This window comes from Mitsuokella jalaludinii DSM 13811 (assembly GCF_000702905.1).
Lineage (GTDB): Bacteria > Bacillota > Negativicutes > Selenomonadales > Selenomonadaceae > Mitsuokella > Mitsuokella jalaludinii.
In genome coordinates this window covers 198,724-223,316 of sequence record NZ_JNKR01000002.1, presented here as the reverse complement: position 1 = coordinate 223,316, position 24,593 = coordinate 198,724, and the positions used below count along the sequence as shown (strand labels likewise).

General features: G+C 60.7%; 24 protein-coding genes and 1 riboswitch. Of the genes, 20 read left to right on the top strand and 4 right to left on the bottom strand.

Going from position 1 to position 24,593, the window contains the following annotated elements:
• The first annotated feature begins 191 nt into the window (after positions 1-191).
• The 20 genes from T518_RS03175 (at position 192) to T518_RS03080 (ending at position 21,314) form a co-directional block, all read left to right on the top strand.
• Positions 192-509, top strand: coding sequence for a YerC/YecD family TrpR-related protein (locus tag T518_RS03175; protein ID WP_036375010.1), 318 nt, complete (start codon positions 192-194; stop codon positions 507-509).
• Between the two features lie 53 nt (positions 510-562).
• A complete protein-coding gene (gene hisZ, locus T518_RS03170) occupies positions 563-1,747 on the top strand; it encodes an ATP phosphoribosyltransferase regulatory subunit (RefSeq protein WP_036375007.1) in 1,185 nt (394 codons plus the stop codon).
• Positions 1,748-1,749: 2 nt separating this feature from the next.
• Positions 1,750-2,289 carry an HD domain-containing protein gene (locus T518_RS03165; protein WP_051652170.1) on the top strand — a complete coding sequence of 180 codons (540 nt, stop codon included), beginning with the start codon at positions 1,750-1,752 and terminating at the stop codon, positions 2,287-2,289.
• A gap of 142 nt (positions 2,290-2,431) precedes the next feature.
• The gene (hisG, locus tag T518_RS03160; protein ID WP_036375004.1) at positions 2,432-3,106 is read left to right on the top strand and encodes an ATP phosphoribosyltransferase; all 675 of its coding nucleotides are present in this window, start codon (positions 2,432-2,434) and stop codon (positions 3,104-3,106) included.
• Between the two features lie 42 nt (positions 3,107-3,148).
• Positions 3,149-4,492 (top strand): histidinol dehydrogenase, encoded by a 1,344-nt coding sequence (gene hisD / locus T518_RS03155; protein ID WP_036375002.1) that lies wholly within the window; start codon positions 3,149-3,151, stop codon positions 4,490-4,492.
• 47 nt (positions 4,493-4,539) lie between these two features.
• Positions 4,540-5,607 (top strand): histidinol-phosphate transaminase, encoded by a 1,068-nt coding sequence (hisC, locus tag T518_RS03150; RefSeq protein ID WP_036374999.1) that lies wholly within the window; start codon positions 4,540-4,542, stop codon positions 5,605-5,607.
• On the top strand, positions 5,604-6,197 hold the full coding sequence (hisB, locus tag T518_RS03145) for an imidazoleglycerol-phosphate dehydratase HisB (protein ID WP_036374997.1): 594 nt from the start codon (positions 5,604-5,606) through the stop codon (positions 6,195-6,197). The genes hisC and hisB overlap by 4 nt, the downstream gene beginning before the upstream one ends.
• Before the next feature lie 31 nt (positions 6,198-6,228).
• Positions 6,229-6,840, top strand: coding sequence for an imidazole glycerol phosphate synthase subunit HisH (hisH, locus tag T518_RS03140; protein WP_036374994.1), 612 nt, complete (start codon positions 6,229-6,231; stop codon positions 6,838-6,840).
• A 21-nt stretch (positions 6,841-6,861) separates the two neighbouring features.
• A complete protein-coding gene (gene hisA, locus T518_RS03135) occupies positions 6,862-7,593 on the top strand; it encodes a 1-(5-phosphoribosyl)-5-[(5-phosphoribosylamino)methylideneamino]imidazole-4-carboxamide isomerase (protein ID WP_036374991.1) in 732 nt (243 codons plus the stop codon).
• A gap of 5 nt (positions 7,594-7,598) precedes the next feature.
• Positions 7,599-8,357: an imidazole glycerol phosphate synthase subunit HisF gene (hisF, locus tag T518_RS03130; RefSeq protein WP_036374988.1), complete on the top strand. Its 759-nt coding sequence runs from the start codon at positions 7,599-7,601 to the stop codon at positions 8,355-8,357.
• Positions 8,357-9,076, top strand: coding sequence for a bifunctional phosphoribosyl-AMP cyclohydrolase/phosphoribosyl-ATP diphosphatase HisIE (gene hisIE, locus T518_RS03125; protein WP_036374985.1), 720 nt, complete (start codon positions 8,357-8,359; stop codon positions 9,074-9,076). Before hisF ends, hisIE begins: the two co-directional genes overlap by 1 nt.
• Before the next feature lie 120 nt (positions 9,077-9,196).
• The gene (locus T518_RS03120; protein WP_036374982.1) at positions 9,197-9,631 is read left to right on the top strand and encodes a hypothetical protein; all 435 of its coding nucleotides are present in this window, start codon (positions 9,197-9,199) and stop codon (positions 9,629-9,631) included.
• A 77-nt stretch (positions 9,632-9,708) separates the two neighbouring features.
• Positions 9,709-9,791: riboswitch (ZMP/ZTP riboswitch) on the top strand.
• 67 nt (positions 9,792-9,858) lie between these two features.
• Positions 9,859-11,064 carry an L-lactate MFS transporter gene (locus tag T518_RS03115; protein ID WP_036374979.1) on the top strand — a complete coding sequence of 402 codons (1,206 nt, stop codon included), beginning with the start codon at positions 9,859-9,861 and terminating at the stop codon, positions 11,062-11,064.
• A 186-nt stretch (positions 11,065-11,250) separates the two neighbouring features.
• A complete protein-coding gene (locus tag T518_RS03110) occupies positions 11,251-11,652 on the top strand; it encodes a methylglyoxal synthase (protein ID WP_036374976.1) in 402 nt (133 codons plus the stop codon).
• A gap of 169 nt (positions 11,653-11,821) precedes the next feature.
• Positions 11,822-13,276 carry an alanine/glycine:cation symporter family protein gene (locus T518_RS03105; protein WP_036374973.1) on the top strand — a complete coding sequence of 485 codons (1,455 nt, stop codon included), beginning with the start codon at positions 11,822-11,824 and terminating at the stop codon, positions 13,274-13,276.
• 170 nt (positions 13,277-13,446) lie between these two features.
• Positions 13,447-14,517 (top strand): ABC transporter ATP-binding protein, encoded by a 1,071-nt coding sequence (locus tag T518_RS03100; RefSeq protein WP_036374970.1) that lies wholly within the window; start codon positions 13,447-13,449, stop codon positions 14,515-14,517.
• Complete coding sequence (locus tag T518_RS03095) at positions 14,510-15,343, top strand: ABC transporter permease (protein ID WP_036375119.1); 834 nt, start codon at positions 14,510-14,512, stop codon at positions 15,341-15,343. Before T518_RS03100 ends, T518_RS03095 begins: the two co-directional genes overlap by 8 nt.
• Positions 15,343-16,131: an ABC transporter permease gene (locus T518_RS03090; RefSeq protein ID WP_036374967.1), complete on the top strand. Its 789-nt coding sequence runs from the start codon at positions 15,343-15,345 to the stop codon at positions 16,129-16,131. The genes T518_RS03095 and T518_RS03090 overlap by 1 nt, the downstream gene beginning before the upstream one ends.
• Positions 16,132-16,169: 38 nt before the next feature.
• On the top strand, positions 16,170-17,210 hold the full coding sequence (locus T518_RS03085; RefSeq protein WP_248617145.1) for an ABC transporter substrate-binding protein: 1,041 nt from the start codon (positions 16,170-16,172) through the stop codon (positions 17,208-17,210).
• A 126-nt stretch (positions 17,211-17,336) separates the two neighbouring features.
• Positions 17,337-21,314, top strand: coding sequence for a PolC-type DNA polymerase III (locus T518_RS03080; protein WP_036374961.1), 3,978 nt, complete (start codon positions 17,337-17,339; stop codon positions 21,312-21,314).
• 85 nt (positions 21,315-21,399) lie between these two features.
• Here the strand turns inward: T518_RS03080 and T518_RS11955 are convergent, their stop codons facing one another.
• The 4 genes from T518_RS11955 to T518_RS03065 all read right to left on the bottom strand — a co-directional run bounded on the left by T518_RS11955 (position 21,400) and on the right by T518_RS03065 (position 24,584).
• Positions 21,400-21,570 carry a hypothetical protein gene (locus tag T518_RS11955; protein ID WP_155948053.1) on the bottom strand — a complete coding sequence of 57 codons (171 nt, stop codon included), beginning with the start codon at positions 21,568-21,570 and terminating at the stop codon, positions 21,400-21,402.
• Between the two features lie 141 nt (positions 21,571-21,711).
• Positions 21,712-21,993, bottom strand: coding sequence for a hypothetical protein (locus tag T518_RS03075; protein ID WP_155948051.1), 282 nt, complete (start codon positions 21,991-21,993; stop codon positions 21,712-21,714).
• A 48-nt stretch (positions 21,994-22,041) separates the two neighbouring features.
• On the bottom strand, positions 22,042-23,241 hold the full coding sequence (locus T518_RS03070; protein ID WP_036374956.1) for a nitrogenase component 1: 1,200 nt from the start codon (positions 23,239-23,241) through the stop codon (positions 22,042-22,044).
• A complete protein-coding gene (locus tag T518_RS03065) occupies positions 23,238-24,584 on the bottom strand; it encodes a nitrogenase component 1 (protein ID WP_036374954.1) in 1,347 nt (448 codons plus the stop codon). The genes T518_RS03070 and T518_RS03065 overlap by 4 nt, the downstream gene beginning before the upstream one ends.
• Between the last annotated feature and the right edge of the window lie 9 nt (positions 24,585-24,593).

Below are 24,593 nucleotides of genomic sequence, written 5' to 3'. Positions count from 1 at the left end.
AGTCTTTTTTTGATGCAGCGTATCGCATGGAGGGGCAGGCATTCTCAGCAAGCGATACTCTGTGACAAATTTTCGGCGAATCCCTTTTCTTTTTGCAATAGCTGTGTTATAATGACAATAAATTTTCACTAACTAAAGGATTAAAGACGAAAAGTTTTGCTTTTCGGATTCGATATGAGGAGGGAATGGGTATGGTGAACCCAAAACTCAAGGATGAGCTCAACGACCAGCTCTGTGAGGCGATGCTGTCGCTGGAGACGGTGGATGAGTGCTACCAGTTCTTTGAAGACCTCTGCACGATCAGCGAGCTCAAGGCGATGAGCCAGCGGCTCGAGGTTGCGCGGATGCTGCGCGCTGGTCATACGTACGATGACATCGTCGCGCGCACAGGCGCGAGCACGGCGACGATCAGCCGCGTCAAGCGCTGCCTCAATTACGGCGCAGACGGCTACAACATTGTCCTCGATCGCCTGGACCCGGATGAGGGGGAGGACTCTTCAGACGACTGAATGAGTTCTTATAATAGGAAAAGAATGTAATCAAGATAAAAGGAGACAGACCCATGGATAAAGAAAGACTGACACTGGAGATCCCGTACGGCATGCGCGACTTCCTGCCGGTGGAGGCTGCGGAGAAGCGCGCCATCGAGACGGAGCTCGCTTCGCTGTTCGCCGAGTGGGGCTACGATGAGGTCGTCACGCCGACGATCGAGTACCTCGACAACTTGACGCTCGGCACGAGCCGCGCACTAGAGCCGCATCTCTTCAAGCTCTTCGACAAGGACAACCGCACGCTCGCGCTGCGCCATGAGATGACGACACCGATTGCGCGCCTCGCAGCCAGCCGCCTGCGCGACTATCCGCAGCCGCTGAAGCTTTCTTACGTCAGCAGTGCCTTCCGCTATGAGCAGACGCAGGCTGGCCGCCAGTGTGAGTTCCATCAGGCCGGCGTCGAGCTCATGGGCAGCGCGACGGCCTTTGCTGATGCCGAGGTCATCGCGCTCGCCATCCAGGGCTTGCTACGCGCCGGCCTCACGGACTTCACGATCTGCCTCGGCCAGGTCGAGTTCGTCTCGGGCATCATGAACCAGTACCAGCTCGCCGACGAGACGAAGCAGAAGCTCCAGACGGCGCTCGAGAAGCACGACCTCGTCTCCTTCCACCGCGCGATCGAGGCGCTCGGACTTCCGGAGAAGGCCAAGAAGACGCTCGGCTATCTGCCGCTTCTGAACGGCGGCGAGGAGATGCTCAAGAAGAGCTACACGCTGGCACTCAACGAGCAGAGCCGCCGCGCACTCGACAACCTCGCGGAGATCTACCGCCTGCTGAAGTCGTACGGCGTCGAGCAGTACGTGCGCTTTGACCTCGGCATCATCCGCGATTTCAGCTACTACACGGGCATGGTCTTCGAGGCCTACACGCCGGAGCTCGGCTTCCCGCTCGCTGGCGGCGGTCGTTACGACCACCTGCTTTCGGATTTCGGCAATGCCTGCCCGGCCACGGGCTTTGCCATCGGTATCGAGCGCATCCTGCTCGCGCTGACGCGCCAGGGGCTCGAGAAGCCGGATCAGCCGAAAGACGTCTACCTCGGCTACGCGCCAGGCCGCGAGCACGACGCCATCCAGAAGGCACAGGAGCTGCGCGCAGACGGCAAGGTCGTCGAGCTCGCGCTCATGTGCCAGGATGAGGCGGATGCCCGCGAGATGCAGCAGACGAAGGGCTACGAGAGCCTCGTCTATCTCGCCTGACCATGCTGCAGCAGATGTACGGGCGCGTGCGCCAGTTCGTGCGCGCTGTCACGCAGCATATGGGGGAGGCTGACCACGCCTTTGTGCGCGCGAACTTGCCAGCGAAGGCACTGCCGCTCTTCTACGCGATGCATCCGGCCGACCAGGTCCACGCGCGCAATGCCGCCTATACGGCGCGTGCGCTCGCTGAGCGGCACGGCCTGCCAGAAGAGCAGCGCGCCTTTCTCATCCGCTGTGCGCTTTTGCATGATGTCGGCCGCCGCAGGGGGGACCTCGACATCCTCGGCAAGGTCTTTGCTGTCCTGATGATGCACTATCTGCCGCACGCCTCGGAGCGGCTCATGGAGCATGAGGGCCGTCTTGGCCACGCGCTCTACGTCTACCGTCATCATCCGGCCATCGGCGCGGCCCTGCTGCGTGAGATCGGCATGGCCGAGGAGGCCCGCATCATCGAGCGCCATCATATGGCAGATGATATGGCGGATGCAGCGGGCGACAGGCAGGTGCTCCGGCTGCTGCGCGAAGCGGACGCCAGGAATTAGGCGTTTGTGCGCACTGTGTGGATTGAGAAACATTTTGCAAAGATTTCTTGACGAATCTGGATTTTGGTGTTAACATAGGGTTCATCGAATCCTTTAGCAAGATAAAGAACGAAAATCGTAGAATCATCTCAGGAGAGGGAATATGAAAAATACCATGGATTACCTGACCATCGCCCTGCCGAAGGGCAAGCTCTTCTCGCTCTCGGCTGACCTCTTAGCCAAGGCGGGCTATACGGCGGAAGGTCTTTCGGATAAGTCGCGCAAACTCGTCATCTCGAATGAAGAGAAGAAGATCCGCTTCATCGTCTCCAAGACGGCAGATGTGCCGACGTACGTCGAGTACGGCGCGGCCGACATCGGCGTCATCGGCAAGGATGTGCTGCTGGAGTCGGGCAAGGATGTCTACGAGCTTCTAGACCTCGGCTTTGGCCGCTGCCACCTCATGATGGCGGTGCCGAAGGCCGAGAAGCGCGAGAAGCTCGTCGACTACGACCACACGCGCGTCGCGACGAAGTTCCCGCACATCGCCGAGCAGTTCTTCAACAAGCACGGCATGCAGATGGAGTACATCAAGCTCAACGGCTCGATCGAGCTCGGCCCGATCGTCGGGCTCTCTGAGAGCATCGTCGATATCGTCGAGACGGGCACGACGCTCCGGGAAAACGACCTCGAGGAGATTGCCTACATCCTCGACGCGACGGCGCGGCTCATCGTCAACCGCGTGAGTTTCAAGCTCAAGTTCGACCGCATCAGCCAGCTCACGGAAGAGTTGCGCAGGATCCTCGAGCTCGAGCAGCAGGCAAAGGCTGAGGCGTAAGCACAGCAGCAGGGATAGACAGTGGAAAGCGAGGAAGTATAGATGAAGATCGTAAAAGCCAGTGAAGTCGGAGAATATGCCATTGAGAGGATGCTGACGAAGGCATCCTTTGATGAGGTTGAGCTCAGCCCGAAGATCCGCGAGGCCAACAAGAAGACGTTTGGCCGCGATATGACGGCAGCCGAGCTCGTGCGCCAGATTGTCGGCGATGTGCGCCGCGAGGGCGACGCCGCGGTCATCCGCTACACGAGCCTCATCGACCGGGTCGACTACAAGCCCGAGGACTTTCTCGTGACGGAAGCCGAGTACGAAGCGGCTGAGAAGGCGGCAGATCCCGCCGTCGTCGAGTCGCTGCGCAAGGCGGCTGAGAACGTGCGCCGCTACCATCAGGAGCAGAAGCCGAACTCGTGGATGACGTACCGCGAGAAGGGCTCCATCCTCGGCCAGTCCATCATCCCGCTCGACCGCGTCGGCATCTACGTGCCGGGCGGCACGGCTGCCTACCCGTCATCCGTCATCATGAACGCTGTGCCGGCCTCGGTCGCCGGTGTCGGTGAGATCATCATGATGGTACCGCCGAAGAACGGCAAGATCAATCCCTACGTCCTCATCGCCGCGCGTGCGGCCGGCGTCAAGAAGATCTACAAGATCGGCGGCGCTCAGGCCATCGCTGCGATGGCCTTCGGCACGGAGACCATCCCGCGCGTCGACAAGATCACGGGCCCGGGCAACATCTTCGTCACGCTGGCCAAGAAAGAGGTCTACGGCCATGTCGACATCGACATGCTCGCAGGGCCGAGCGAGATTCTCATCGTCGCCGACAAGACGGCGGATCCTGTCTACACGGCGGCCGACATGCTGAGCCAGGCCGAGCACGATCCGCTGGCTTCGAGCATCGTCATCACGGACGATGAGGAGCTGGCCGGCAAGGTCGCAAGGGAAGCGGAGAAACAGCTCGCCAAGCTGCCGCGCCGCGAGATCGCGCAGGCGTCGATCGACCGCAACGGCCTGATCGTCGTCGCCGAGGACATGATGCAGGCCATGCGCTTTGCCAATGTTTCGGCGCCGGAGCACATGGAGCTCCTGACAGAGCAGCCGTTCCAGCTGCTGCCGTACGTGCGCCATGCCGGTGCCGTCTTCCTCGGCGCTTATTCGCCGGAGCCGCTCGGCGACTACTTCGCCGGCCCGAACCACGTGCTGCCGACGGGCGGTACGGCGCGCTACTACTCCGTGCTCAATGTCGAGACGTTCATGAAGCGCACGAGCATCATCTCGTACACGCAGCCGGCGCTCTCCGATGTCAGCGAGGACATCATCCGCCTCGCGGAGACCGAGGGCTTGCAGGCACATGCCAATGCCATCCGCATCCGCCGCGAGCAGAAGTGAAACGATAGGTAAATAATCGATATCTGATATAGAAGGGATAGGGGACTATGCTGAATTACCGCAACGGCCTTGCCGATATGCCATCCTACGACGTCGTCGAGCGTCCCTGGGAGATCAAGATTAACGCCAATGAGTGCAATATGAGCCTGCCGCCGCTCGTCGAGGAGCGCGTCATGAACCGCCTCGGGACGGTCGCGTTCAACCGCTATCCGAATGAGCAGTACGATGACCTGCGCGACCAGATTGCGCGCAATTTCTCCATGCAGCGCGAGAACGTGCTGATCGGCAGCGGCTCGTCTGAGATCATCGAGAAGCTCTTCTACTGCTTCGGCGGCAGCCCGGAGGCCAAGATCGTCTATCCGCAGCCGTCGTTCTCGATGTACAAGATCTACGCCAAGGCGGCTGAGGCCACGGGCGTGCCCGTCGACCTCAATCCGGAGGACTATTCGCTCGACATCGACAAGTTCATCCAGACGGTCAACGAAGAGAAGGCGACGCTCGCCGTCATCTGCAATCCGAACAACCCGACGGGCAATGCCTTCACGGTCGAAGAGATCGAGAAGATTGCCTCGAATATCGACTGCGCCTTCCTCGTCGACGAGGCTTATATGGAGTTCTACGGCCAGACGGCGGTGCGCCTGCTGGCGAAATACCCGAACATGATCATCGCGCGCACCTTCTCGAAGGCGTACGGCCTCGCCTCGTGCCGCGTCGGCTACATGCTCGCGGATGAGAAGATCGTCGAGATGATCGACAAGTCCTACATGCCGTACCACATGAATGTGCTCTCACTCGTCACGGCCGACATCTGCTACCAGATGCGCCAGGAGTTCGTGCCGCACATCCAGATCATGATCTCGGAGCGCAAGCGCATGCAGGAAGAGCTCAAGAAGCTGCCGGGTGTCAAAGTCTTCCCGTCGGAGACGAACTTCATCCTCGTCCACTACGATAAGGCGCAGGAGCTCAACGCGCTCTTCGAGTCGAAGGGCATCGGCGTGCGCCACTTCGGCGATGCGCCGGGCCTCAAGGACTGCCTGCGCATCTCGATGGGCCGCCGCGAGGAGAACGACATCTGGTACAGCTACTTCAAGGCATTCACGGAGGGGAGAGCATGAGTATCCGCACAGCGACCGTCGAGCGCAAGACGGCAGAGACGAGCGTCAAGCTCATCCTCAATCTCGATGGCAACGGCCACGGTGTCATCGACTCGGGCATCGGCTTCTTTGACCATATGCTCAACCTCATGACGGCCCACGGCCTCATGGACCTCACACTCGCTTGCGACGGCGACATCGACGTCGACGGCCATCATTCCGTCGAGGACATCGGCATCACGCTGGGGCAGGCGTTCAAGCAGGCCATCGGCGATAAGAAGGGTATCCGCCGCTACGGTACGTTCTATCTGCCGATGGACGAAGCGCTGGCTTTCGTCTCTTTAGACATCAGCGGCCGCCCGTTCCTCGTCTACGACGACGGCGGCGAGATGGCCCCGATGATCGGCGGCTACGATACAGAGCTCACCGAGGAATTCCTGCGGGCCTTCGCCGTCAATGCTGGCATCACCCTGCACGTCTGCGTACTCTACGGCAAGAACTCGCACCACAAGGTAGAGGCCATCTTCAAGGCCCTCGGCCACGCTTTGCGCATCGCCGTCGAGAAGGACCCGCGCGTTGACGGCATCCCGTCGACGAAGGGCTCGCTCTGAGTCTGTGCCCGATACGATAGGAGGAATATGCATGATTGCAATCATTGATTACGGCGTCGGCAATCTCTTCAGCGCGGAGAAGGCTTTTGCCGCGCTTGGCGCGGATGTCCGCGTGACGAGTGACGAGAGCACCATCCGCCAGGCCGACAAGATCGTGCTGCCGGGCGTCGGTGCCTTCGGCGACTGCATGAAGAATCTCGAAGAGAGCGGCCTCATCCCCGTGCTCAAGGAGTCTGTCGCTGCAGGAAAGCCGTTGCTCGGCATCTGTGTCGGCCTGCAGGTCCTCTTCGACGGCAGCGAGGAGAGCCCGGGGGCGAAAGGCCTCGGCCTCATCCACGGCATGGTGAAGAAGATTCAGGCGCCGGGCCTAAAAGTCCCGCACATGGGCTGGAACTCCATCAAGGTCCGCGAGCCGCGCGAGAAGCTTGACCTCTTCAAAGGCCTCTCGGACAAGCCCTACGTCTACTTCGTGCACAGCTACCACGCCGTGCCGGAGGACAAGAGCGTCATCACGGCCACGACGGAGTACGGCGAGCAGCTGACGGCCGCCGTCGCCTGCGGCAACATCCAGGCCACACAGTTCCACCCGGAGAAATCCGGCGACGTCGGGCTCGCCATCCTGAAGAATTTTGTTGAAGGTTAAGAAGGTTAAGAGGAGAATCCCATGATCATATTCCCAGCAATCGATATCCGTGGCGGCAAGTGCGTGCGCCTCTTGAAGGGCGACTTTGAGAAGGAGACAGTCTTCTCGGACAAACCAGAGGAGATGGCAAAGAAATGGCAGGCGCAGGGCGCCGAGTTCCTGCACCTCGTCGATCTCGACGGGGCGCTTGCCGGCAAGTCGCAGAACCTTGCGACGGTCGAGAAGATCCTCGCGGCCGTCGACATCCCCGTCGAACTCGGCGGCGGCATCCGCACGATGGAGAACATCGATGACGTCCTCGCGCTCGGCGTGCGCCGCGTCATCCTCGGCTCCGTTGCCGTGCGCAATCCGGAGCTCGTCCGCGAGGCCTGCGCAAAGTACGGCGACCGCATTGTCGTCGGCATCGACGCCAAGGACGGCATCGTCGCTGTCGATGGCTGGGGCGTCTCGGGCGATGTCGAAGCCACGGCACTCGCCAAGGAGATGAAGAAGGCCGGCGTCAAGACGATCATCTACACGGATATCTCGCGCGACGGCACGCTTTCGGGCGTCAATGTCGAAGCGACGGCCAAGCTCGCGCGCGAGAGCGGCGTCGCCATCGTCGCTTCGGGCGGCGTCAAGTCCATCGCCGACATCGAGGCGCTGAAGCCCTATGAGAAGGACGGCATCGAGGGCGTTATCGTCGGCAAGTCCATCTACATGGGGACGCTGGACCTCGCGAAGGCTATTGAAATCGCGGCGAAGGAGGACTAAAATAGATGTATACGAAACGCATTATCCCTTGTCTTGATGTCAAGGACGGGCGCGTCGTCAAGGGCACGAACTTTGTCGGACTGCGCGACGCGGGCGATCCCGTCGAGCTCGCTGCCCGTTACGACGAGGAGCGGGCGGATGAGCTCGTCTTCCTCGATATCACGGCCTCGAGCGACAACCGCGGCACGATGGTCAATGTCGCGCGCGACTGTGCCTCGAAGGTCTTCATCCCGTTCACGGTCGGCGGCGGCATCCGCACGGTCGAGGACATGCGCCGCATGCTCAAGGCCGGTGCCGACAAGACGTCGCTCAACACGGCAGCCGTCAAGAATCCGGGCCTCCTCAAGGAGGGCGCGGAGAAGTTTGGCCGCCAGTGCATGGTGCTCGCCGTCGACGCGCGCCGCGCGGGCGACCAAAAGTGGGAGGTCTACGTCAACGGCGGCCGCACGCCGACTGGCCTCGACTGCCTTGAGTGGGTCAAGAAGGCCGTCGAGCTCGGCGCCGGCGAGATCCTTCTGACGAGCATGGATGCCGACGGCACGAAGGATGGCTACGACATCGAGCTGACGCGCGCCGTCTCCGACGCCGTCAACGTGCCGGTCATTGCCTCGGGCGGCGCCGGCAAGCTCGAGCACTTCTACGACGTCCTGACCCTCGGCCATGCCGACGCCGTGCTCGCGGCATCCGTCTTCCATTACGGCCAGTTCACCGTGCGTCAGGTCAAGGAATACTTGAAATCCCGCGGAGTGGAGGTTCGATTCTAATGGCAAATGCAGAAAATACGATTGACATCTCGATGGTCAAGTTTGACGAGAAGGGCCTCGTGCCTGCTGTCGTGCAGGAGGAGAACGGCCAGGTGCTCATGCTGGCCTACATGAACGAGGAATCCCTCAAGAAGACGCTGGAGACGGGCTACACCTGGTTCTTCAGCCGCAGCCGCCAGAAGCTCTGGCAGAAAGGCGAGACGTCCGGCAACGTCCAGAAGGTCAAGGAAATTTCCTACGACTGCGACGGCGACACATTGCTCGTGCGCGTGCATCAGACGGGTGTCGCCTGCCATACGGGCACGTACACCTGCTTCAGCGGCCGCAAGCTCGCAGGCGGGGAGGAGAAGGGCATCGCTGTCGTGCCGCCGGAGAAGAAGGCCGACCTCGCTGCCGTCCTCTACGATCTCTACAACGTCATCCAGGACCGCCGCCTCAACCCGGTCGAGGGCTCGTACACGAACTACCTCTTCGAGAAGGGCCAGGACAAGATCCTAAAGAAGGTCGGCGAAGAGGCTGTCGAGACGATCATCGCCTCGAAGAACAACGTGCGCAAGGAGATCCTCTACGAGATGGGCGACCTCTGGTATCACTGCCTCGTCCTGCTCGCCTATCACAACATCTCCCCGGAAGAGCTCTTCGCGGAGCTCATGGGCCGCAGACAGGGCGCAGCCTACCATAAATTCACCGGCAAAACAGGCGTCCGCCCGGACCTCTGATTGCGGCATCGGCCCGTCTTGTGGTATACTGTACAGAGTTTGCAAAGACCCTCGGTTTTTCCGGGGGCTTTTTTGTGGATCGGATGAGTAGGTGAACCGGGAATCGAAAGGAAACGAGAAATGACGAATGAGATGACACCAGAGCAGCGCCAGACGGGGCGCGCCCTCGCGCAGCTCCAGAAGCGCATCCAGAAGATGCACGCGCTGCGCGACAAGATGAACGCGGGCCTCGCGCGCGTGACGGAGGCGAACCTCGACCTCGCGCTGACGCAGAAGAAGAACCTGCGCGCGCTCTCGGCCGAGTACGATGCGCTCGCCCAGGAAGTGCACTGCCTGCCGCCCCTTGATGCCGCTGCCGTACTCGAGGATGAGTACAACTACATCCTGACCATCGGCAACATCATCGAGACGACGCGCGAGCTCAAGAAGCGGTCCAAGATCGATGACGATGTGCGTGAGAGCATCACGAGCGGCCTCGTGCAGTTCTACGAGGGCCTGCGCGGCGAACTCGCGCGTGCCGCCTATCAGAAAGAGCAGCAGCACAAGCAGCAGTAGAAAATTTTCTTTTTGTGACGTTTCTCTCTTGACGCCGCGCTGCAGGGCTCATATAATGAAGATGTAAAAACAAAAAAGAAGCCTTGCAGGGCTGACGGATGAGTGGAATTGACCACATGTCCTGCAACGTTATGATCAGCCGACTGTCTGGGCAGGGCATCTGTTCCGGACGGTCTTTTTTGATTCTCCGCGGATGGATGCCCAAGGCATTTCTGGAGGTAGATCAAATGAGAAATCGCTGGCTTATCGCGCTGAGCGCCGTCGGGATCCACATCTCGATTGGCAGTGTCTATGCATGGCGCGTCCTGACGCGCCCCATCATGAAGGAGATGGGCTTCTCGCTCGCCGAGACGACCTGGACCTTCTCGCTGGCCATCCTGTTCCTCGGATTCTCCGCGGGCTTCCTCGGCAGCTTCGTCGAGAAGATCGGCCCGAAGAAGAGCGGCCTGATTGCCATGACGTTCTTCGGCGCGGGCATGCTCGGCACGGCTTACGCCATCTCGGCACAGAGTCTCACGCTCCTGTATCTCTTCTACGGCGTCATCGGCGGCATCGGTCTCGGTGTCGGCTACATCACGCCGGTCTCGACACTCGTCAAATACTTCCCGGATCACCGCGGCTTTGCGACGGGCCTCGCCATCATGGGCTTCGGCTTTGCGGCACTGATCGCCGGTCCTGTCATGCAGTACCTGACGGCGACGGTCGGCCTCGTCAACAACTTCCTGATCCTCGGCTGCGCCTACATGCTCATCATGGGTGCGTCTTCGCTCTATCTGAAGCCGCCGGTCCTCAAGGACAGCACGGGCAAGGTCACGCACATCCAGCAGGGTGTGACGGCCAATGAGGCACTCAAGACGTGGCAGTTCGCCTCGCTCTGGTGGATCTTCTTCGTCAACATCACGTGCGGCATCGGTCTCCTGGCTGTTGCCTCGCCGATGGCCCAGGAAGTCATCGGCATGGATGCCGCAGCTGCCGCCTCGATGGTCGGCATCATCGGCGTGTTCAATGGCGGCGGGCGCATCGTCTGGTCGACGGTCTCGGATTACATCGGCCGCGGCCGCGTCTACATGCTCTTCTTCCTACTCGAGGTCCTCGCGTTCTGGCAGCTCGGCCAGACGAAGGAAGCCCTCGTCTTTGAACTCCTCGTGCTGCTGATCATCAGCTGCTATGGCGGCGGTTTCTCGTGCATGCCGGCATACCTTTCGGATATCTTTGGCACGCGCCAGCTCAGCGCCATCCACGGCCGCATCCTGACGGCCTGGGGCCTCGCCGGCGTCGCCGGTCCGTCCATCGTCTCGTTCTTCCACGCACAGACGGGCGGCTACACAGCTTCGCTCTACTTCTTTGCCGCCTGCTTCATGCTCAACTTCATCATCGCCGCCGTGCTCAAGCAGTACGGCCAGCGCAAGAAGGAGACGCGCACGGCACTCTGATACCTTGATACAGACAACCCCTTTGACTCCGGTCCCTATGGTTGGCGCGTGGCGCTAGGCATAGCGTCACGCTTGGTTGGCGTCGCCGGGGTCAGCAAATCCTGCTTCATCTCCGGATGAAGCAGGATTTTTGGTATTCTGCGGCGAATGAATAGGGAGCAAGAGTAACGAAAGGATGATTTATTAATGAAAACGATTGCCCTGATTGCCCACGACAAGAAGAAGAGCGAGATGCTCGAGTTCGTCGGCCACCACAAGGAACTCCTCTCGAAGTTCCACCTGATCGCGACGCGCACGACAGGTACCCTGATCAACGACACCTTCGGCCTCGGCGTCGAGACGATGCTCTCCGGCCCGATGGGCGGCGACCAGCAGATTGGCGCGCGCGTCGCCGTCGGCGATGTCGACTATGTCATCTTCCTGCGCGACCCGCTGACGTCCCAGCCGCACGAGCCGGACATCAACGCCCTGCTGCGCCTCTGTGACGTCCACGACGTGCCGCTCGCAACGAACCGCAAGAGCGGCCACATCCTGCTCGCCTATGCCGCTGCACATATGGAGGACAAGGAAGAGCCCGCAGCAGAATGATTTCATGCGTGTACATCTGTGTATACATAAAGGAAATCAATTGACAACGCGCTCAAAAACTCCTATAATAATCCACAAAGCAATGTTGCTTGAGACATCCATCACAGCAACATTGCTTTTTCTTTTCTGGCATCATCAAACGTAACGGAAACCTGAAGGGGTGGGTATTATGGATTTATCGAAGCTGTTGGCGGATGTCAACAATTTTGTCTGGGGCCCCGTCATGCTGGTACTGCTCGTCGGCACGGGCATTTTCCTGACGGTGCGCCTGAAGTTCCTGCCGTGGCGCAATCTCGGCTACGCAATCCACATGGTCTTCTCGAAGCGCGACAAGCACGCCGGCGATATCTCGCCGTTCCAGTCGCTCATGACGGCGCTGTCGGCGACAATCGGCACGGGCAACATCGTCGGTGTCGCAACGGCCATGGTCCTTGGCGGCCCGGGTGCGCTCGTCTGGATGTGGATCAGCGCGGCCTTTGGCCTCTCGACGAAGTACGGTGAGTCGGTCCTGGCCGTCAAGTACCGCGAGACGAACAGCGTCGGCGAGATGGCCGGCGGCCCGATGTACGCGATGAAGAACGGCATCAAGAACAAGTACGTCGGCCGCACGCTTGCGTTCCTGTTTTCGCTCTTTGTCGTGCTTGCCTCCTTCGGCATCGGCAACATGACGCAGGCCAACTCGATCGCGGCAGCGCTCTCGAGCAGCTACGGCATCCCGACGTGGCTCATCGGCGGCGTCATCGCAGTCATGGCGCTCAGCGTCCTCGTGCGCGGCATCCGCAGCATCGGTTTCGTCTCGAGCATCATCGTGCCGGTCATGGCCGCCTTCTACTTCCTGATCTCGATTGTCGTCATCTGCGCCAACTTTGAGGCCGTGCCATCCGGCATCGCGGAGATGTTCCGCATGGCCTTCTCGTTTGATTCTGTCGCGGGCGGCATCGGCGGTTCCATCGTCGCTTCGATGCTGACCTCCATGCGTTGGGGCGTCGCGCGCGGCGTATTCTCCAATGAGGCCGGTCTCGGCTCCGCGCCGATTGCAGCGGCCGCGGCCCGCACGGACCACGCTTCGCGCCAGGGCTACGTCAACATGACGGGCACTTTCTTCGACACGATGATCATCTGCATGCTCACGGGCCTCGTTATCGCCTCATCCGGTGTGCTCGGCACGGTCGACCCGGCGACGGGCAAGCTCGTCTCTGGCGTCCAGCTGACGATCCTCGCGTTCTCGACGGTCTTTGGCCCGTACGCGAAGCTCATTGTCTCCGTCTCGATTGCGCTCTTCGCGTTCTCGACCATCCTCGGCTGGGAGTACTATGGCGAGAAGGCGCTCGAATACCTGATCGAGAAGCGTCCAGTCATCATGGCCTACCGCGTCATCTTCTCGCTCGTGACCTTTGTCGGCGCGACGACGACGCTCGAGGTCGTCTGGAACTTCTCCGATACGATGAACGGCCTCATGATCATCCCGAACCTCATCTGCCTGCTCTGGCTCAACAAGGACATCGCGCAGGAGTGCTTCGATTACGAAGAGCACGTCGTGGCCTTTGAGAAGAAGGGCCAGCAGATCGACTACCAGGGCGCAGGCGAGGCAGCCGAGGACGAGCTCGCCAGCCAGAAGTCCTGAAGCCGTGTTTTGCGACAGGTCATCAGCGCTTGACACAACGACAACTGAATTGTGAATTGAAACAAATGGCTCTTCTATGATAGAATAGAAGGGCCGTTTTTCGGCTTTTTATATTGCGATTTCAGTAACGCGAGCTTGTAATGCGACTGTATCAGATGGGAGAGTGAAAATTGGAGAAAGAATTGCTGAGACTCGAGCATATCGACAAATTCTATGGCAGCCGTCAGATCCTCGAGGACCTGAACCTCGTCATTCACGAAAACGAATTCCTGACGCTCTTAGGGCCGTCGGGCTGCGGCAAGACGACGACATTGCGCCTGATTGGCGGCTTTGAGCGGCCGGACAAGGGGCGCATCCTGTTCGACGGACAGGACATCACGAAGCTGCCGCCGGAGAGGCGGCAGGTCAACACCGTCTTCCAGAAGTATTCCCTGTTCTCGAACATGGATGTGGCCGAGAACATCGCCTTCGGTCTCAAGATCAAGGGCAAGTCCGCCGCCTACATACGCGACAAGATCAAGTACGCGCTGAAGCTCGTCAATCTCGACGGCTACGAGCATGCAGATGTCACGGCGCTCTCGGGCGGTCAGCAGCAGCGCATCGCCATCGCGCGCGCTGTCGTCAATGAGCCGAAGGTCCTGCTGCTCGACGAGCCGCTCTCCGCGCTCGACCTCAAGCTGCGCCAGAGCATGCAGCGCGAGCTCGTCAAGATCAAGCGCGAGCTCGGCATCACCTTCGTCTTCGTCACGCACGACCAGGAGGAGGCCCTCTCGATGTCGGACACGGTCGTCGTCATGAACCAGGGTTGGGTTCAGCAGATCGGCACGCCGGAGAGCGTCTACAATGAGCCGGAGAACGCCTTTGTCGCAGACTTCATCGGTGACAGCAACATCATCGACGGCATCATGGTGCGCGACAAGCTCGTCCATCTCCTGGGCAAGGACATCCCCTGCATCAACACGGGCTTTGGCGAGAATGTCCCTGTCGATGTCCAGATCCGTCCGGAAGACATCCAGATCTGTGCGCCGGAGGACGGCCAGTACCGCGGCACCATCCGCTCTGTCGTATTCAAGGGCACGGTCTACGATATCACGATCGAGGCGGGCGGCTTCTCGTGGCTTGTCCAGACAATCACGGGCCACGAGCAGGGCAGGGAAGTCGGCATCCGCCTGGCGCCGGCGAACATCCAGATCATGGCCAAGCCTGCTTCGGAAGATGAGGAGGCGGCGCATGATGCATGACAGCAAAAGCGTTGCGCGGCTGTTTGCAGCGCCGTTCACGGTCTGGGCCGTCCTTTTCATCGTGCTGCCGCTCTTCTTCGTCCTCTATCACGGTCTGACGGATGGGGAAGGGGCCTTCACGCTCGCGAACCTCTGGGAGGCCGTGCAGATGGAGTATCTCAGGGCGCTCGGCCTCTCGGTGGAGCTCGCACTCGTCAGCACCGTCATCTGCCTCGTGCTCGCCTATCCGCTCTGCATGATCCTGCAGGAGATCAAGCGCGGCCGCATGGTCCTGATCTTCCTCTTGTTCCTGCTGCCGCTCTGGATGAACTCGCTCCTGACGACGATGGCCTGGCAGACCATCCTCGAGAAGAACGGCATCATCAACATGGTGCTGCACGCGCTCGCGCTGCCGGAGGTCACGCTCATCAACACGCCGCTGGCCATCGTCATCGGCATGGTCTACAACTTCCTGCCGTACATGGTGCTGCCGCTCTACGTCTCGCTCTCGCACATCGACAAGAGCATCATCGAAGCGGCGCACGACCTCGGCGCGGGCCGCTGGCAGACCTTCCGCCGCATCGTCTTCCCGCTCTCGCTTCCCGGCGTCATCAGCGGCTGCACGATGGTCTTCATCCCCGCGCTGACGACCTTCGTCATCAGTGCGCTCCTCGGCGGCAACAAGATCCTCCTGATCGGCAACATCATCGAGCAGGAGTTCACGGCCGCCTATGACTGGCAGCTCGGCAGCGCCCTCTCGATGATCCTCATGGTCTTCATCATCCTCAATATTGTGGTAGAAGCCTTTTCGGAGCGCAATGCGAAGGAGCAGGAGGTGGATTCGTGATGGCAAAGCTCAAGAAAATCTATCTCGGCATCATCATCGTCTTCCTCTACGCGCCAATCCTTGTCCTCATCGCGCAGTCGTTCAATGCGAGCCGCTACCGCGGCCAGTGGACGGGCTTCACCCTGCAGTGGTACGAGAAGCTCTTCACGAGCGAGGACATCATTGAGGCATTCCTCAACACATTGACGATCGGCCTGACGGCTGCGTTCTTCGCGACGCTACTCGGGCTCATCACGGCGCTTGCCATCCGCAATTTCTCGAAGAAGAGCCAGCTCGTCTTCCGCGGCCTCGCGAATGTGCCGCTCCTCAACGCCGACATCGTCACGGGCATCTCGCTGATGCTGCTGTTTCTCGGCCTCGGCCTGCGCCTCGGCTACGACACGATCCTCATGGCGCACGTTGTCATCAACCTGCCCTACGCGATGCTCTGCATTCTGCCGCAGGTCATGGGACTCGACCACGTCTGCTACGAGGCCGCGCTAGATCTCGGCGCGACACCTTTCCAGGCCTTCCGCAAGGTCATCCTGCCGGAACTGCGCCCCGGCATCGCCGCGGCCTTCCTGCTGTCATTTGCCATGTCGGCCGACGACTTCATCGTGACGTACTTCACGAAGGGCGCGGGCATCGACACCTTGACGACAGCCATCTACGCGCAGCTCAAGCTCGGCATCCATCCCGAGATGTACGCGCTCTCCACACTGTTCTTCCTCGGCGTCATCGCCTTTGTGGCACTGCTCATGGTCAACTGGCGCCTGCTGAAACGCCGCCAGGGAAAGGAGTGGGTATGATGAAGAAACTATCGGCTCTATTATTGCTCCTGTGTTTCATGACGGCCTTCCTAACGGCTGGCTGCGACAGCCTGGCCGAGGAGGAAGAGGAGGGGGATGACACGCTCTACATCTACAGCTGGGGCGACTACCTCGACCCGGACGTCATCGCGCAGTTCGAGGAGGAGACGGGCATCCACGTCGTGCTCGACGAGTTCGACACGAATGAGAGCATGTACCCGCGCGTCAAGGAGGGAGCGACGAATTACGACCTCATCTGCCCGTCGGACTACATGATCCAGAAGATGGCCGAGAACGACCTCTTGCAGCCGCTCGACTACGACCAGCTGCCGAATGCCAAGAAGTACATCGGCGAGGATTTCCTCAAGCAGGCTGAGTCGTACGACCCGGGCAACCGCTATTCCATCCCGTACTGCTGGGGAACGGTCGGCCTCATGTACAACAAGAAGCTCGTGCACGGCGATGTCGACAGTTGGTCTGTTCTCTTTGACCCGGCCTACAAGGACGAGATCCTCATGCAGGATTCCGCGCGCGATGCCTTCATGATCCCGCTGCGCCTCATGGGCGATTCGATGAACACGAAGGACCCGAAGGAGCTTGAGGCGGCGCGCGACATGCTGATCGCGCAGAAGCCGCTCGTCCAGGCCTACGGCGTCGACGACATCCGCGACAAGCTCGCCTCGGGCGAGGCCGCGCTCGGCGTCATCTATTCGGGCGAGGCCATCAATCTCCTCAAGGCCAATCCAGACCTCGCATTCTGTCCCGCACCGAAGGAGGGCACGAACCTCTGGATGGATGGCTGGGTCATCCCGAAGAAGGCCAAGCATGTCGAGAATGCCCATAAGTTCATCGACTTCCTCTGCCGCCCGGACATCGCCGCGAAGAACTTCGAGGCACTCGGCTACTCCACGCCGAACACTGCCGTCCAGGCGCTCGTCGAGGACGACATGGACGAGGACGAAATAGAGATTGCCTTCCCCGACCCCGCGGTCTACCGCGGTCAGGAGACATACCAGTATCTCGGCGAAGCCATCGACAAGCTCTACACCAAGCTCTGGCTCCAGGTCAAGGTTGAATAAAGTCGAATGGCGAGAACTGCCTATTGCAGTCTCCCGCCGTATCCCATATAATATAGGGTAGCAGAATCAAATGCCGGCACTTTGTGCCGGTTTTCTATATCTATACATGCGAAAGGATGGCAGCAGATGCAGAAATTCCGGATTGTTCCGAGTCGGAAGAATATGTTCTGGCAGCTCGTGCAGGGCATGCGGCTGGAAGAGGGGGATAAGGCACTCCTGCGCGAGGCCACGATCCGCCACGTCGAGGTCTGCACGCGCACAAACAGCTGGGAGATCGCGCTGAGCACGCAGACGTTGCTGCCGGAAGCACTGCTCGAATCGGCAGCCGACCAGATCGCCAAGAAGTGCCAGCTCGACGCTGTCGTCTTCTACCAGGATGTCGTCAACATCGAGGACGCTCTCGCGAAGATCTGGCCAAGGCTTGTCTACGAGACGGCGGAGGGCAATCCGACGGTCTACGAGCTCCTGAAGCGCTCGAAATACACGGTTGACGGCAGCCACATCCTCATCGATGTGCCGGGCGAGCTCGGCGGCGAGATCATGCGCGCGCATTCCGTCACGCAGGTCATGAGCCAGATCATCGAGAAGACGGTCGGATACCGCTGCCACGTCGAGTGCGAGGCCAGCGAGGAAGTGCTGCAGAACCTCGAGGTCGACGACAGTTTCCAGAATCCCGATTACATCGAGGCACTGCAGCACGAGAAGGCCCGCCGCGCCAAGGAAGCCCGCGCTGCTGAAGAAGCGGCAGAGCGCTCCGCAGGCGAAGTGGAGGAGGGCGGCATTCCTGCGCCGACCTTTGCCCGCACAGCGAGCACGGCAGACGAGCGCGCACCGCTTTCGCGCTATGAAGCGGCCGCTCCCGCCCATGAAGTTGCTGCGTCTAAGGCGGCTGCGCCGAAGCCTGCGAAGAAGACGGTGAAGCCTGCGGATCATACGGCCCACGAGAGTGAGCCGGTCGTCGTGCAGGACAGGGGCAATCTCATCTTTGGCCGCGGCGTCTCGGGTGCGCTGCATAAGATCACCGAACTCGTCGGCGAGATCAAGAGTGTCGTCGTCGAGGGCACGATCGGCGAGGGCCCTGGGTCGGGCATCCGCCTGCTCGAGTTCAAGTCGGGCACGAAGCTTCTGACCTTCTGCATCTCCGACGATACCGACGGCATCGCCTGCAAGAAGTTCTTCACGAAGGGGCGCCGCCGCAAGAGCGGCGAACCGGAGCCCGACTGCGACGAGGTCATGGCCGCACTCAAGGAAGGCATGGCCGTGCGCGTGCAGGGCTCCGTGCGCTTCGACACTTTCATGAACGAGTACGTGCTTTTCGTCAACAGCCTCGCCAAGAAGGAGAAGAAGAGCCGCGAGGACCACGCCGAGGTCAAGCGCGTCGAGCTCCACGCGCACACGACGATGAGCAGCATGGACGCCGTCGTCTCCGTCAAGGACCTCATCAAGACGGCCGACCGCTGGGGCTGGCCCGCCGTCGCGGTCACGGACCACGGCGTCGTGCAGGCATTCCCGGATGCCGCCAAGGCCCTGAGCAGCTGCAAGAGCGACCTCAAGGTCATCTACGGCATGGAGGGCTATCTCGTGCAGCAGGACCATTTGCAGAAGCGTGCGAACCACATCATCATGCTCGCGAAGAATCCCAACGGCTTGCGCAATCTCTACCAGCTCGTCTCACTCGCGCATCTGCGCTACTTCCACCGCCAGCCGCGCCTGCCGAAGCACATCATCGAGGAGTACAGGAACGGCCTGCTCATCGGCTCCGCCTGCGAGGCCGGCGAGCTCATCCGCGCCATCGAGGAGCAGCGCACGGATGAGGAGCTCATGGAGATCGCCTCATTCTACGATTACCTCGAGATCCAGCCCATCCACAACAACGACTTCCTCAAGCGCAGCGACAAGTACCCCGCAATCCAGACGGACGACGATCTCATCCAGATCAATCTCAAGGTCGCCGAGATTGCGGGGAAGCTCGGCAAGCCGCTAGTTGCGACGTGCGATGTCCACTTTCTCAACCCCGAGGACAGCATCTACCGCGCCATCCTCATGAAGGGCAAGGGCTTTGACGATGCCGAGCTGCAGCCGCCACTCTACCTGCGCACGACGGATGAGATGCTCCAGGAGTTCTCATACCTCGGCGAGGAAGCGGCCTATGAAGCTGTCGTGACGAATCCGCGCAAGATCGCCGATCAGATCGAGCGCTTCAAGCCGATCCCGGATGATCTCTACTCGCCGCAGATCCCGGGCGCTGACGAGGAAATCCGCGAGATGTCCTACAAGAAGGCGCGCGAGCTCTACGGCGAGAATCTGCCGAAAATCGTCGAGGACCGCCTCAAGCAGGAGCTCAAGCCCATCATCGGCCACGGCTTCTCGGTGCTCTACCTCATCGCGCAGCGCCTCGTCAAGAAGTCGAACGACGATGGCTACCTCGTCGGCTCGCGCGGCTCCGTCGGCTCGTCCTTCATCGCCACGATGACGGGCATCACCGAGGTCAACCCGCTGCCGCCGCACTGGCGCTGCCCGCACTGCCAGTACAGCAAGTTCATCACCGACGGCTCCTACGGCTGCGGCTACGACCTGCCGGACAAGGTTTGCCCGGTCTGCGGCACGCCGCTCATCAAGGACGGCCACGACATCCCGTTCGCCGTATTCCTCGGCTTCGACGGCGACAAGGTCCCGGACATCGACCTGAACTTCTCCGGTGCCTATCAGCCCGTTGCCCACAAGTACACAGAGATCCTCTTCGGCAAGGACAACGTCTACCGCGCTGGCTCCATCCAGACCGTCGCCGACAAGACGGCCTTCGGCTACGTCAAGAAATTCTACGAGGAGAAGGGCGTCAAGAAGCACATCTCTTACATCGACAAGATGGCCCATGGCTGCATGGGCGTCAAGTCGACGACGGGTCAGCATCCGGCCGGCATCATGGTCGTGCCGCGCAACATGGACGTCCACTTCTTCACGCCAATCCAGCATCCGGCCAACGACATGAACTGCGGCACGATCACGACGCATTTCGATTACCACTCGATCAGCAGCCGTCTCGTCAAGCTCGACATCCTCGGCCACGATGATCCGACCGTCATCAAGATGCTCGAAGACCTCACGCACCGCGACCCGAAGACCATCCCGTTCGACGATGAGGCCACAATGTCCATCTTCAACTCGACGACGGCCCTCGGCGTCACGCCGGAGGAACTCGGCGCGACGAGCGGCACCTTCGGCATCCCTGAGTTCCGCACGCCGTTCACGCGCCAGATGATCGACGACACACAGCCCGATGTCTTCTCGGACCTCGTGCGCATCTCGGGCTTCTCGCACGGCACGGACGTCTGGCTCGGCAATGCACAGGACCTCATCAGGAGCGGCCAGTGCACGATCAAGAACGCCATCTCTGCGCGCGACGACATCATGATGTACCTCATCCACAACGGCATCGACCCATTGCTTTCCTTCAAGACGATGGAGAAAGTCCGCAAGGGCAAGGGCATCGCGGAGGATGTCGTCGAGATCCTCAGGAAGGGCGGCATCCCCGAGTGGTTCATTGAGTCGTGCCAGAAGATCAAGTACCTCTTCCCGCGCGCCCATGCGACGGCTTACGTCATGATGGCCTACCGCATTGCCTACTGCAAAGTCCATTACCCGCTCGCCTACTATGCGGCATACTTCTCCATCCGCGCGGCCGAATTCGACGCCAATGTCGTCGCGCGCGGCAAGGACTACGTCGGCCAGCAGATCAAGGAGCTCGAGGCCATGGGCAAGGAGAAGAAGCTCGACGCCAAGCAGAACGCCACGCTCATCGTCCTCCAGCTCGCCTGGGAGATGTACCTGCGCGGCTACTCCTGTGAGCGCGTCGACCTCTACCGCTCCGGCGCCGACAAGTTCATCATTGACGGCAACGCACTCTTGCCGCCGATTGCGGCTCTCGCCGGCATGGGCCAGAAGGCCGCCCAGGGCATCGTCGAGGCGCGCAAGGACGGTTCCTTCACCTCTATCGAAGACCTGCGCCGCCGCTCGGGCATCTCCAAGACAAATATCGAGATCCTGCGCAGCCACGGCTGCCTCGACGGCATGAGCGAGAGCGACCAGATCGCGCTGTTCAGCTGATGCAGGCACAGCAAAAAGCGGACCACATACTCAATCGAGCATGTGGTCCGCTTTTTGTCGTCGCTTGTCTATCGATGCTTGTCGGTCAGTTCTTGTCGAGCAAGTCGAAATCTGCCGCCTTTACATCGCGCAGGTCAGCAGGATCTACGTTGGAGTAGACACCAGGACGAATTTCGAACTGCTTCAGATTGTCCGCATTCTCCGCCAGGATATCCTGCGTATAGCTCTTCACGTGATTGAACCAGAGATCCATCATAAGTATCGCTCCCTTTTATTATCATTGTTTATGAATATCAACAAACTCTATTTACGTACATTATGACATGGATTTCGGGATCTGTGAAATACTTCCTTTTTATGGTAAATAGTATTTTACTATGAAGCTAAACTATAGAAATCATTTCCTGAGGCGCTTCCAGCCGAGGTAGAGGTGGCTGGCGAAGAAGAAGGCCATGCCGATGAGGAAGAGGGCGGCGGCGATGGGCGTGGTGACGCGCTGCCAGGCGGCTTCGCCGTACGTCATGGTGCCGGCGGCGTTCATGAGCAGCAGGAAGAAGAATGCCTTGAGGCGGTAGAGGCGCTTGAGTCGTCCGAGGCGTTGCAGGGCGAGTGTGAAGATCGAGACGCCGAAGGTCTGGATGAGCGCGTAGGCGAAGGTGTGGGCGATGGTCAATATCATGGGAACTCCTTTGAAAATGAGAAATAGTTTCGGTTAATGTACTCTCTATTATACTCGATTCTGCTGGAATTTGCCCAGGATTTTTTTGGTGAAATCCGCGAAACAGTCTGCTTCGATAAGGTTGGGGATGTGTTCCTCGTAGAGGCGTCCCGAGAAGGCGATATGTGGCAGAGAGAGGAAAGCTGCGCCTGCGGGGCAGATGGGCTGGTAGAGCGGGTCGGCGATGATCAGCGCGGCCTCGCGCAGGACGGGGGAGAGCTCGTCTTCGTCGGTCAGGCAGAGAGTGCCGGGCAGCAGCAGTTCATCATCCGTCTCCATTGGCACAATGGCGGTGAAGGGCAGTCCGATAGCTGCTTCCAGGGCGCGCGATAGTGACTCGGCAAAGACGGTCTCGCCGATGATATAGGCGGGCCCTTCCGGTGGGCAGGCCGCATCGCCTCTGGCTGAGGCGCAGTGCGGGAAAGGAATGCCGATGCGGTAGGGGATGCCGGCGCGCTCGCGCAGGACGCGCGCGGCGCCGAGTCCGCCATAGCTCAGGACGAGGTCGAGGTCGGCCTCATGCGAGGCGAGGATGGTGTCGAGGTCGGAGCCCATGGCCCAGCAGCTTGCGAGATGACAGCCGCGCGCTTCGAGCCAGTGGCGCATGGAATCGATGCTGCCATTCATGGCAAAGTCGAGCGGTGTGGCGCCGAGCACGTTGACGCGCAGGGCCTTGCCTTTCTTCTGGCGGAGCTTGTGGAGCTCTTCTTCGCTGAGCCATTTGGCCTCTGGAAGGTGCGTGGGGGCAGCCGATTCCGGCAAGGCTTGGCAGGTAATCTCTGCGAGCTTCTGCAGGGCGAAGAAGATGCCGCGCTCGTAGTAGTGCATGCTGTTCGTCGGCAGCGTGAAGGCGGGGATGCCGGTCTTCTTCTCGAGGATGCGGCAGATGGCGCGGCAGTCGGTGGCAATCATGTGGGCAATCTGCGAGGGAATCAGGCAGATAAAGCGTGGCTGCAGCTCTTTGGCAGCGGCCGTGATGTCGGTGATAAGCCTGCTGTCATTGCCGAGGATGGCGTCCTGCTCCGTCAGGGCAGAGACGAAGATCTGGCTCGGCTCTGCGAACCAGCGCGGCTCGTCGTGTGTCGTGTACGTCGAGTTGCAGCCCGAAGGGTCGTGGATGACGATCATGCCGCCGAGCTCGTAGAGGGCGGAGCAGACGCCGAAGGTGTCTGCAGAGTATGTCGAGAGGATGCGGGAAACGTGTTTCATAGCAGGGAAGGGCCTCCTAATCCCTTGCGCCGGACATTTGCCTCGATGTCCTTGGGTGTACGGTAGGCGGCGATCATATCATGGGCCAGTGCCTCGATGGCAGAGAAGCCCCAGCGGCCGCCGCCCTCGACCATGTTGACGAAATGCGGCGTGTTCTGGAAGAAGGCGGCTTTCTGCCCGAGGGACAGGCAGGCCGGTGCTCCCTCTGCATGCACGGGGCGCGACAGCTCGCGCAGCAGCGGTGCCTTTGTCGGCCAGAGCTCGATATCATCGTGATGTTCCTGCAGATCGCGGAAGTCAGCTTCTTCTTCGGGGCTGATGGCGTCGGCGTAGATCTTGGTGACATGGAAGCCGTGGCGCAACAGCAGGCAGGCGAGCGAGAGCGGGCGGAAGGTGAACGTCAGGTCGATGGCGATCGGCGTCTGGCCGATGAGGTCTTGTGCCTCGCCTAGCGCCTGCTCGGCCCTCTGGCGTGCTTCTGTGCAGTCGGGGGCCTTGGCGCCGAGGCGCTCGGCAAGCTGCATCAAGAGCCGTTCGATCGCATCTTCGTCCCAGACCTGCGGCAGGTAGAAGTAGTCCTGCTGCAGCCGTTCCCTGAGGTCGCGCACGGCGGGCAGGCTGAAGGGGTTCGTGTAGAGCTGGAGCGAGGAGGCGCCGAGCTCCCGGAACTCGTCGTAACTCGCGCAGTCCGCCATATCGCGCACGGCCCAGCCGTTCTCGCGCAGCAGGCGGGTGGCATCGTGTTCGGCGGGTGCCCTGAGGTTGTTTCCGAAGAAGGAGGCCTGCTTCTTTTTCGGAAGCTCTGGCAGCAGGCGGCCGATCGCGCGGCGCAGGCGCTCCTCGGGGGTCAGGTGGCGTGTCTGGCGGATGGGGTCCATGAAGCATTCGGCGAAGTCGATGCCCGGATGGCGCCGGCGGAGTTCGCGGTAGACGTAGCGCAGGTTGCAGCCGAGGAAGTGGTGGACGCAGGCGGGGAAGAGCAGCACGGCGCGCGGCTTTTCGGGCAGGTGTGCGAGGATGTCTGCGACGCCTGCGAGGATGAGCTGCTCGTTGTCGCGGCCCGTGAGGTCGGATTCGCGCAATTCAATCGACGAGAATCGCTCCATAAGACCCATCTCGGCAGCCGTCAGGACGACGCCGCGCAGGCAGCCTGCGGCGCAGATGAAGATCTGGTGGGCTTCGGGGATGAGCATACCGGTGTGGACGATGTTCCAGGTGCCGCGGCAGGGCGGCGAGTACTCGAGCCCGTGCGGGAAAGGCGCGGGGAAGCCGGCCCTGCCAATCGGCACGCAGACCGCGCTTTCGGGCAAAGGGCCGGGCAGGGGGGAAATCCGTTTGAGCATGGAGGTCAC

Excerpts from the sequence above, each read along its gene's own strand:
- T518_RS03175 (WP_036375010.1), top strand. The coding sequence starts at position 192 with ATGGTGAACCCAAAACTCAAGGATGAGCTCAACGACCAGCTCTGTGAG.
- hisZ (WP_036375007.1), top strand. The coding sequence starts at position 563 with ATGGATAAAGAAAGACTGACACTGGAGATCCCGTACGGCATGCGCGAC.
- T518_RS03165 (WP_051652170.1), top strand. The coding sequence starts at position 1,750 with ATGCTGCAGCAGATGTACGGGCGCGTGCGCCAGTTCGTGCGCGCTGTC.
- hisG (WP_036375004.1), top strand. The coding sequence starts at position 2,432 with ATGAAAAATACCATGGATTACCTGACCATCGCCCTGCCGAAGGGCAAG.
- hisD (WP_036375002.1), top strand. The coding sequence starts at position 3,149 with ATGAAGATCGTAAAAGCCAGTGAAGTCGGAGAATATGCCATTGAGAGG.
- hisC (WP_036374999.1), top strand. The coding sequence starts at position 4,540 with ATGCTGAATTACCGCAACGGCCTTGCCGATATGCCATCCTACGACGTC.
- hisB (WP_036374997.1), top strand. The coding sequence starts at position 5,604 with ATGAGTATCCGCACAGCGACCGTCGAGCGCAAGACGGCAGAGACGAGC.
- hisH (WP_036374994.1), top strand. The coding sequence starts at position 6,229 with ATGATTGCAATCATTGATTACGGCGTCGGCAATCTCTTCAGCGCGGAG.
- hisA (WP_036374991.1), top strand. The coding sequence starts at position 6,862 with ATGATCATATTCCCAGCAATCGATATCCGTGGCGGCAAGTGCGTGCGC.
- hisF (WP_036374988.1), top strand. The coding sequence starts at position 7,599 with ATGTATACGAAACGCATTATCCCTTGTCTTGATGTCAAGGACGGGCGC.
- hisIE (WP_036374985.1), top strand. The coding sequence starts at position 8,357 with ATGGCAAATGCAGAAAATACGATTGACATCTCGATGGTCAAGTTTGAC.
- T518_RS03120 (WP_036374982.1), top strand. The coding sequence starts at position 9,197 with ATGACGAATGAGATGACACCAGAGCAGCGCCAGACGGGGCGCGCCCTC.
- T518_RS03115 (WP_036374979.1), top strand. The coding sequence starts at position 9,859 with ATGAGAAATCGCTGGCTTATCGCGCTGAGCGCCGTCGGGATCCACATC.
- T518_RS03110 (WP_036374976.1), top strand. The coding sequence starts at position 11,251 with ATGAAAACGATTGCCCTGATTGCCCACGACAAGAAGAAGAGCGAGATG.
- T518_RS03105 (WP_036374973.1), top strand. The coding sequence starts at position 11,822 with ATGGATTTATCGAAGCTGTTGGCGGATGTCAACAATTTTGTCTGGGGC.
- T518_RS03095 (WP_036375119.1), top strand. The coding sequence starts at position 14,510 with ATGCATGACAGCAAAAGCGTTGCGCGGCTGTTTGCAGCGCCGTTCACG.
- T518_RS03090 (WP_036374967.1), top strand. The coding sequence starts at position 15,343 with ATGGCAAAGCTCAAGAAAATCTATCTCGGCATCATCATCGTCTTCCTC.
- T518_RS03085 (WP_248617145.1), top strand. The coding sequence starts at position 16,170 with ATGACGGCCTTCCTAACGGCTGGCTGCGACAGCCTGGCCGAGGAGGAA.
- T518_RS03080 (WP_036374961.1), top strand. The coding sequence starts at position 17,337 with ATGCAGAAATTCCGGATTGTTCCGAGTCGGAAGAATATGTTCTGGCAG.
- T518_RS11955 (WP_155948053.1), bottom strand. The coding sequence starts at position 21,570 with ATGATGGATCTCTGGTTCAATCACGTGAAGAGCTATACGCAGGATATC.
- T518_RS03075 (WP_155948051.1), bottom strand. The coding sequence starts at position 21,993 with ATGATATTGACCATCGCCCACACCTTCGCCTACGCGCTCATCCAGACC.
- T518_RS03070 (WP_036374956.1), bottom strand. The coding sequence starts at position 23,241 with ATGAAACACGTTTCCCGCATCCTCTCGACATACTCTGCAGACACCTTC.
- T518_RS03065 (WP_036374954.1), bottom strand. The coding sequence starts at position 24,584 with ATGCTCAAACGGATTTCCCCCCTGCCCGGCCCTTTGCCCGAAAGCGCG.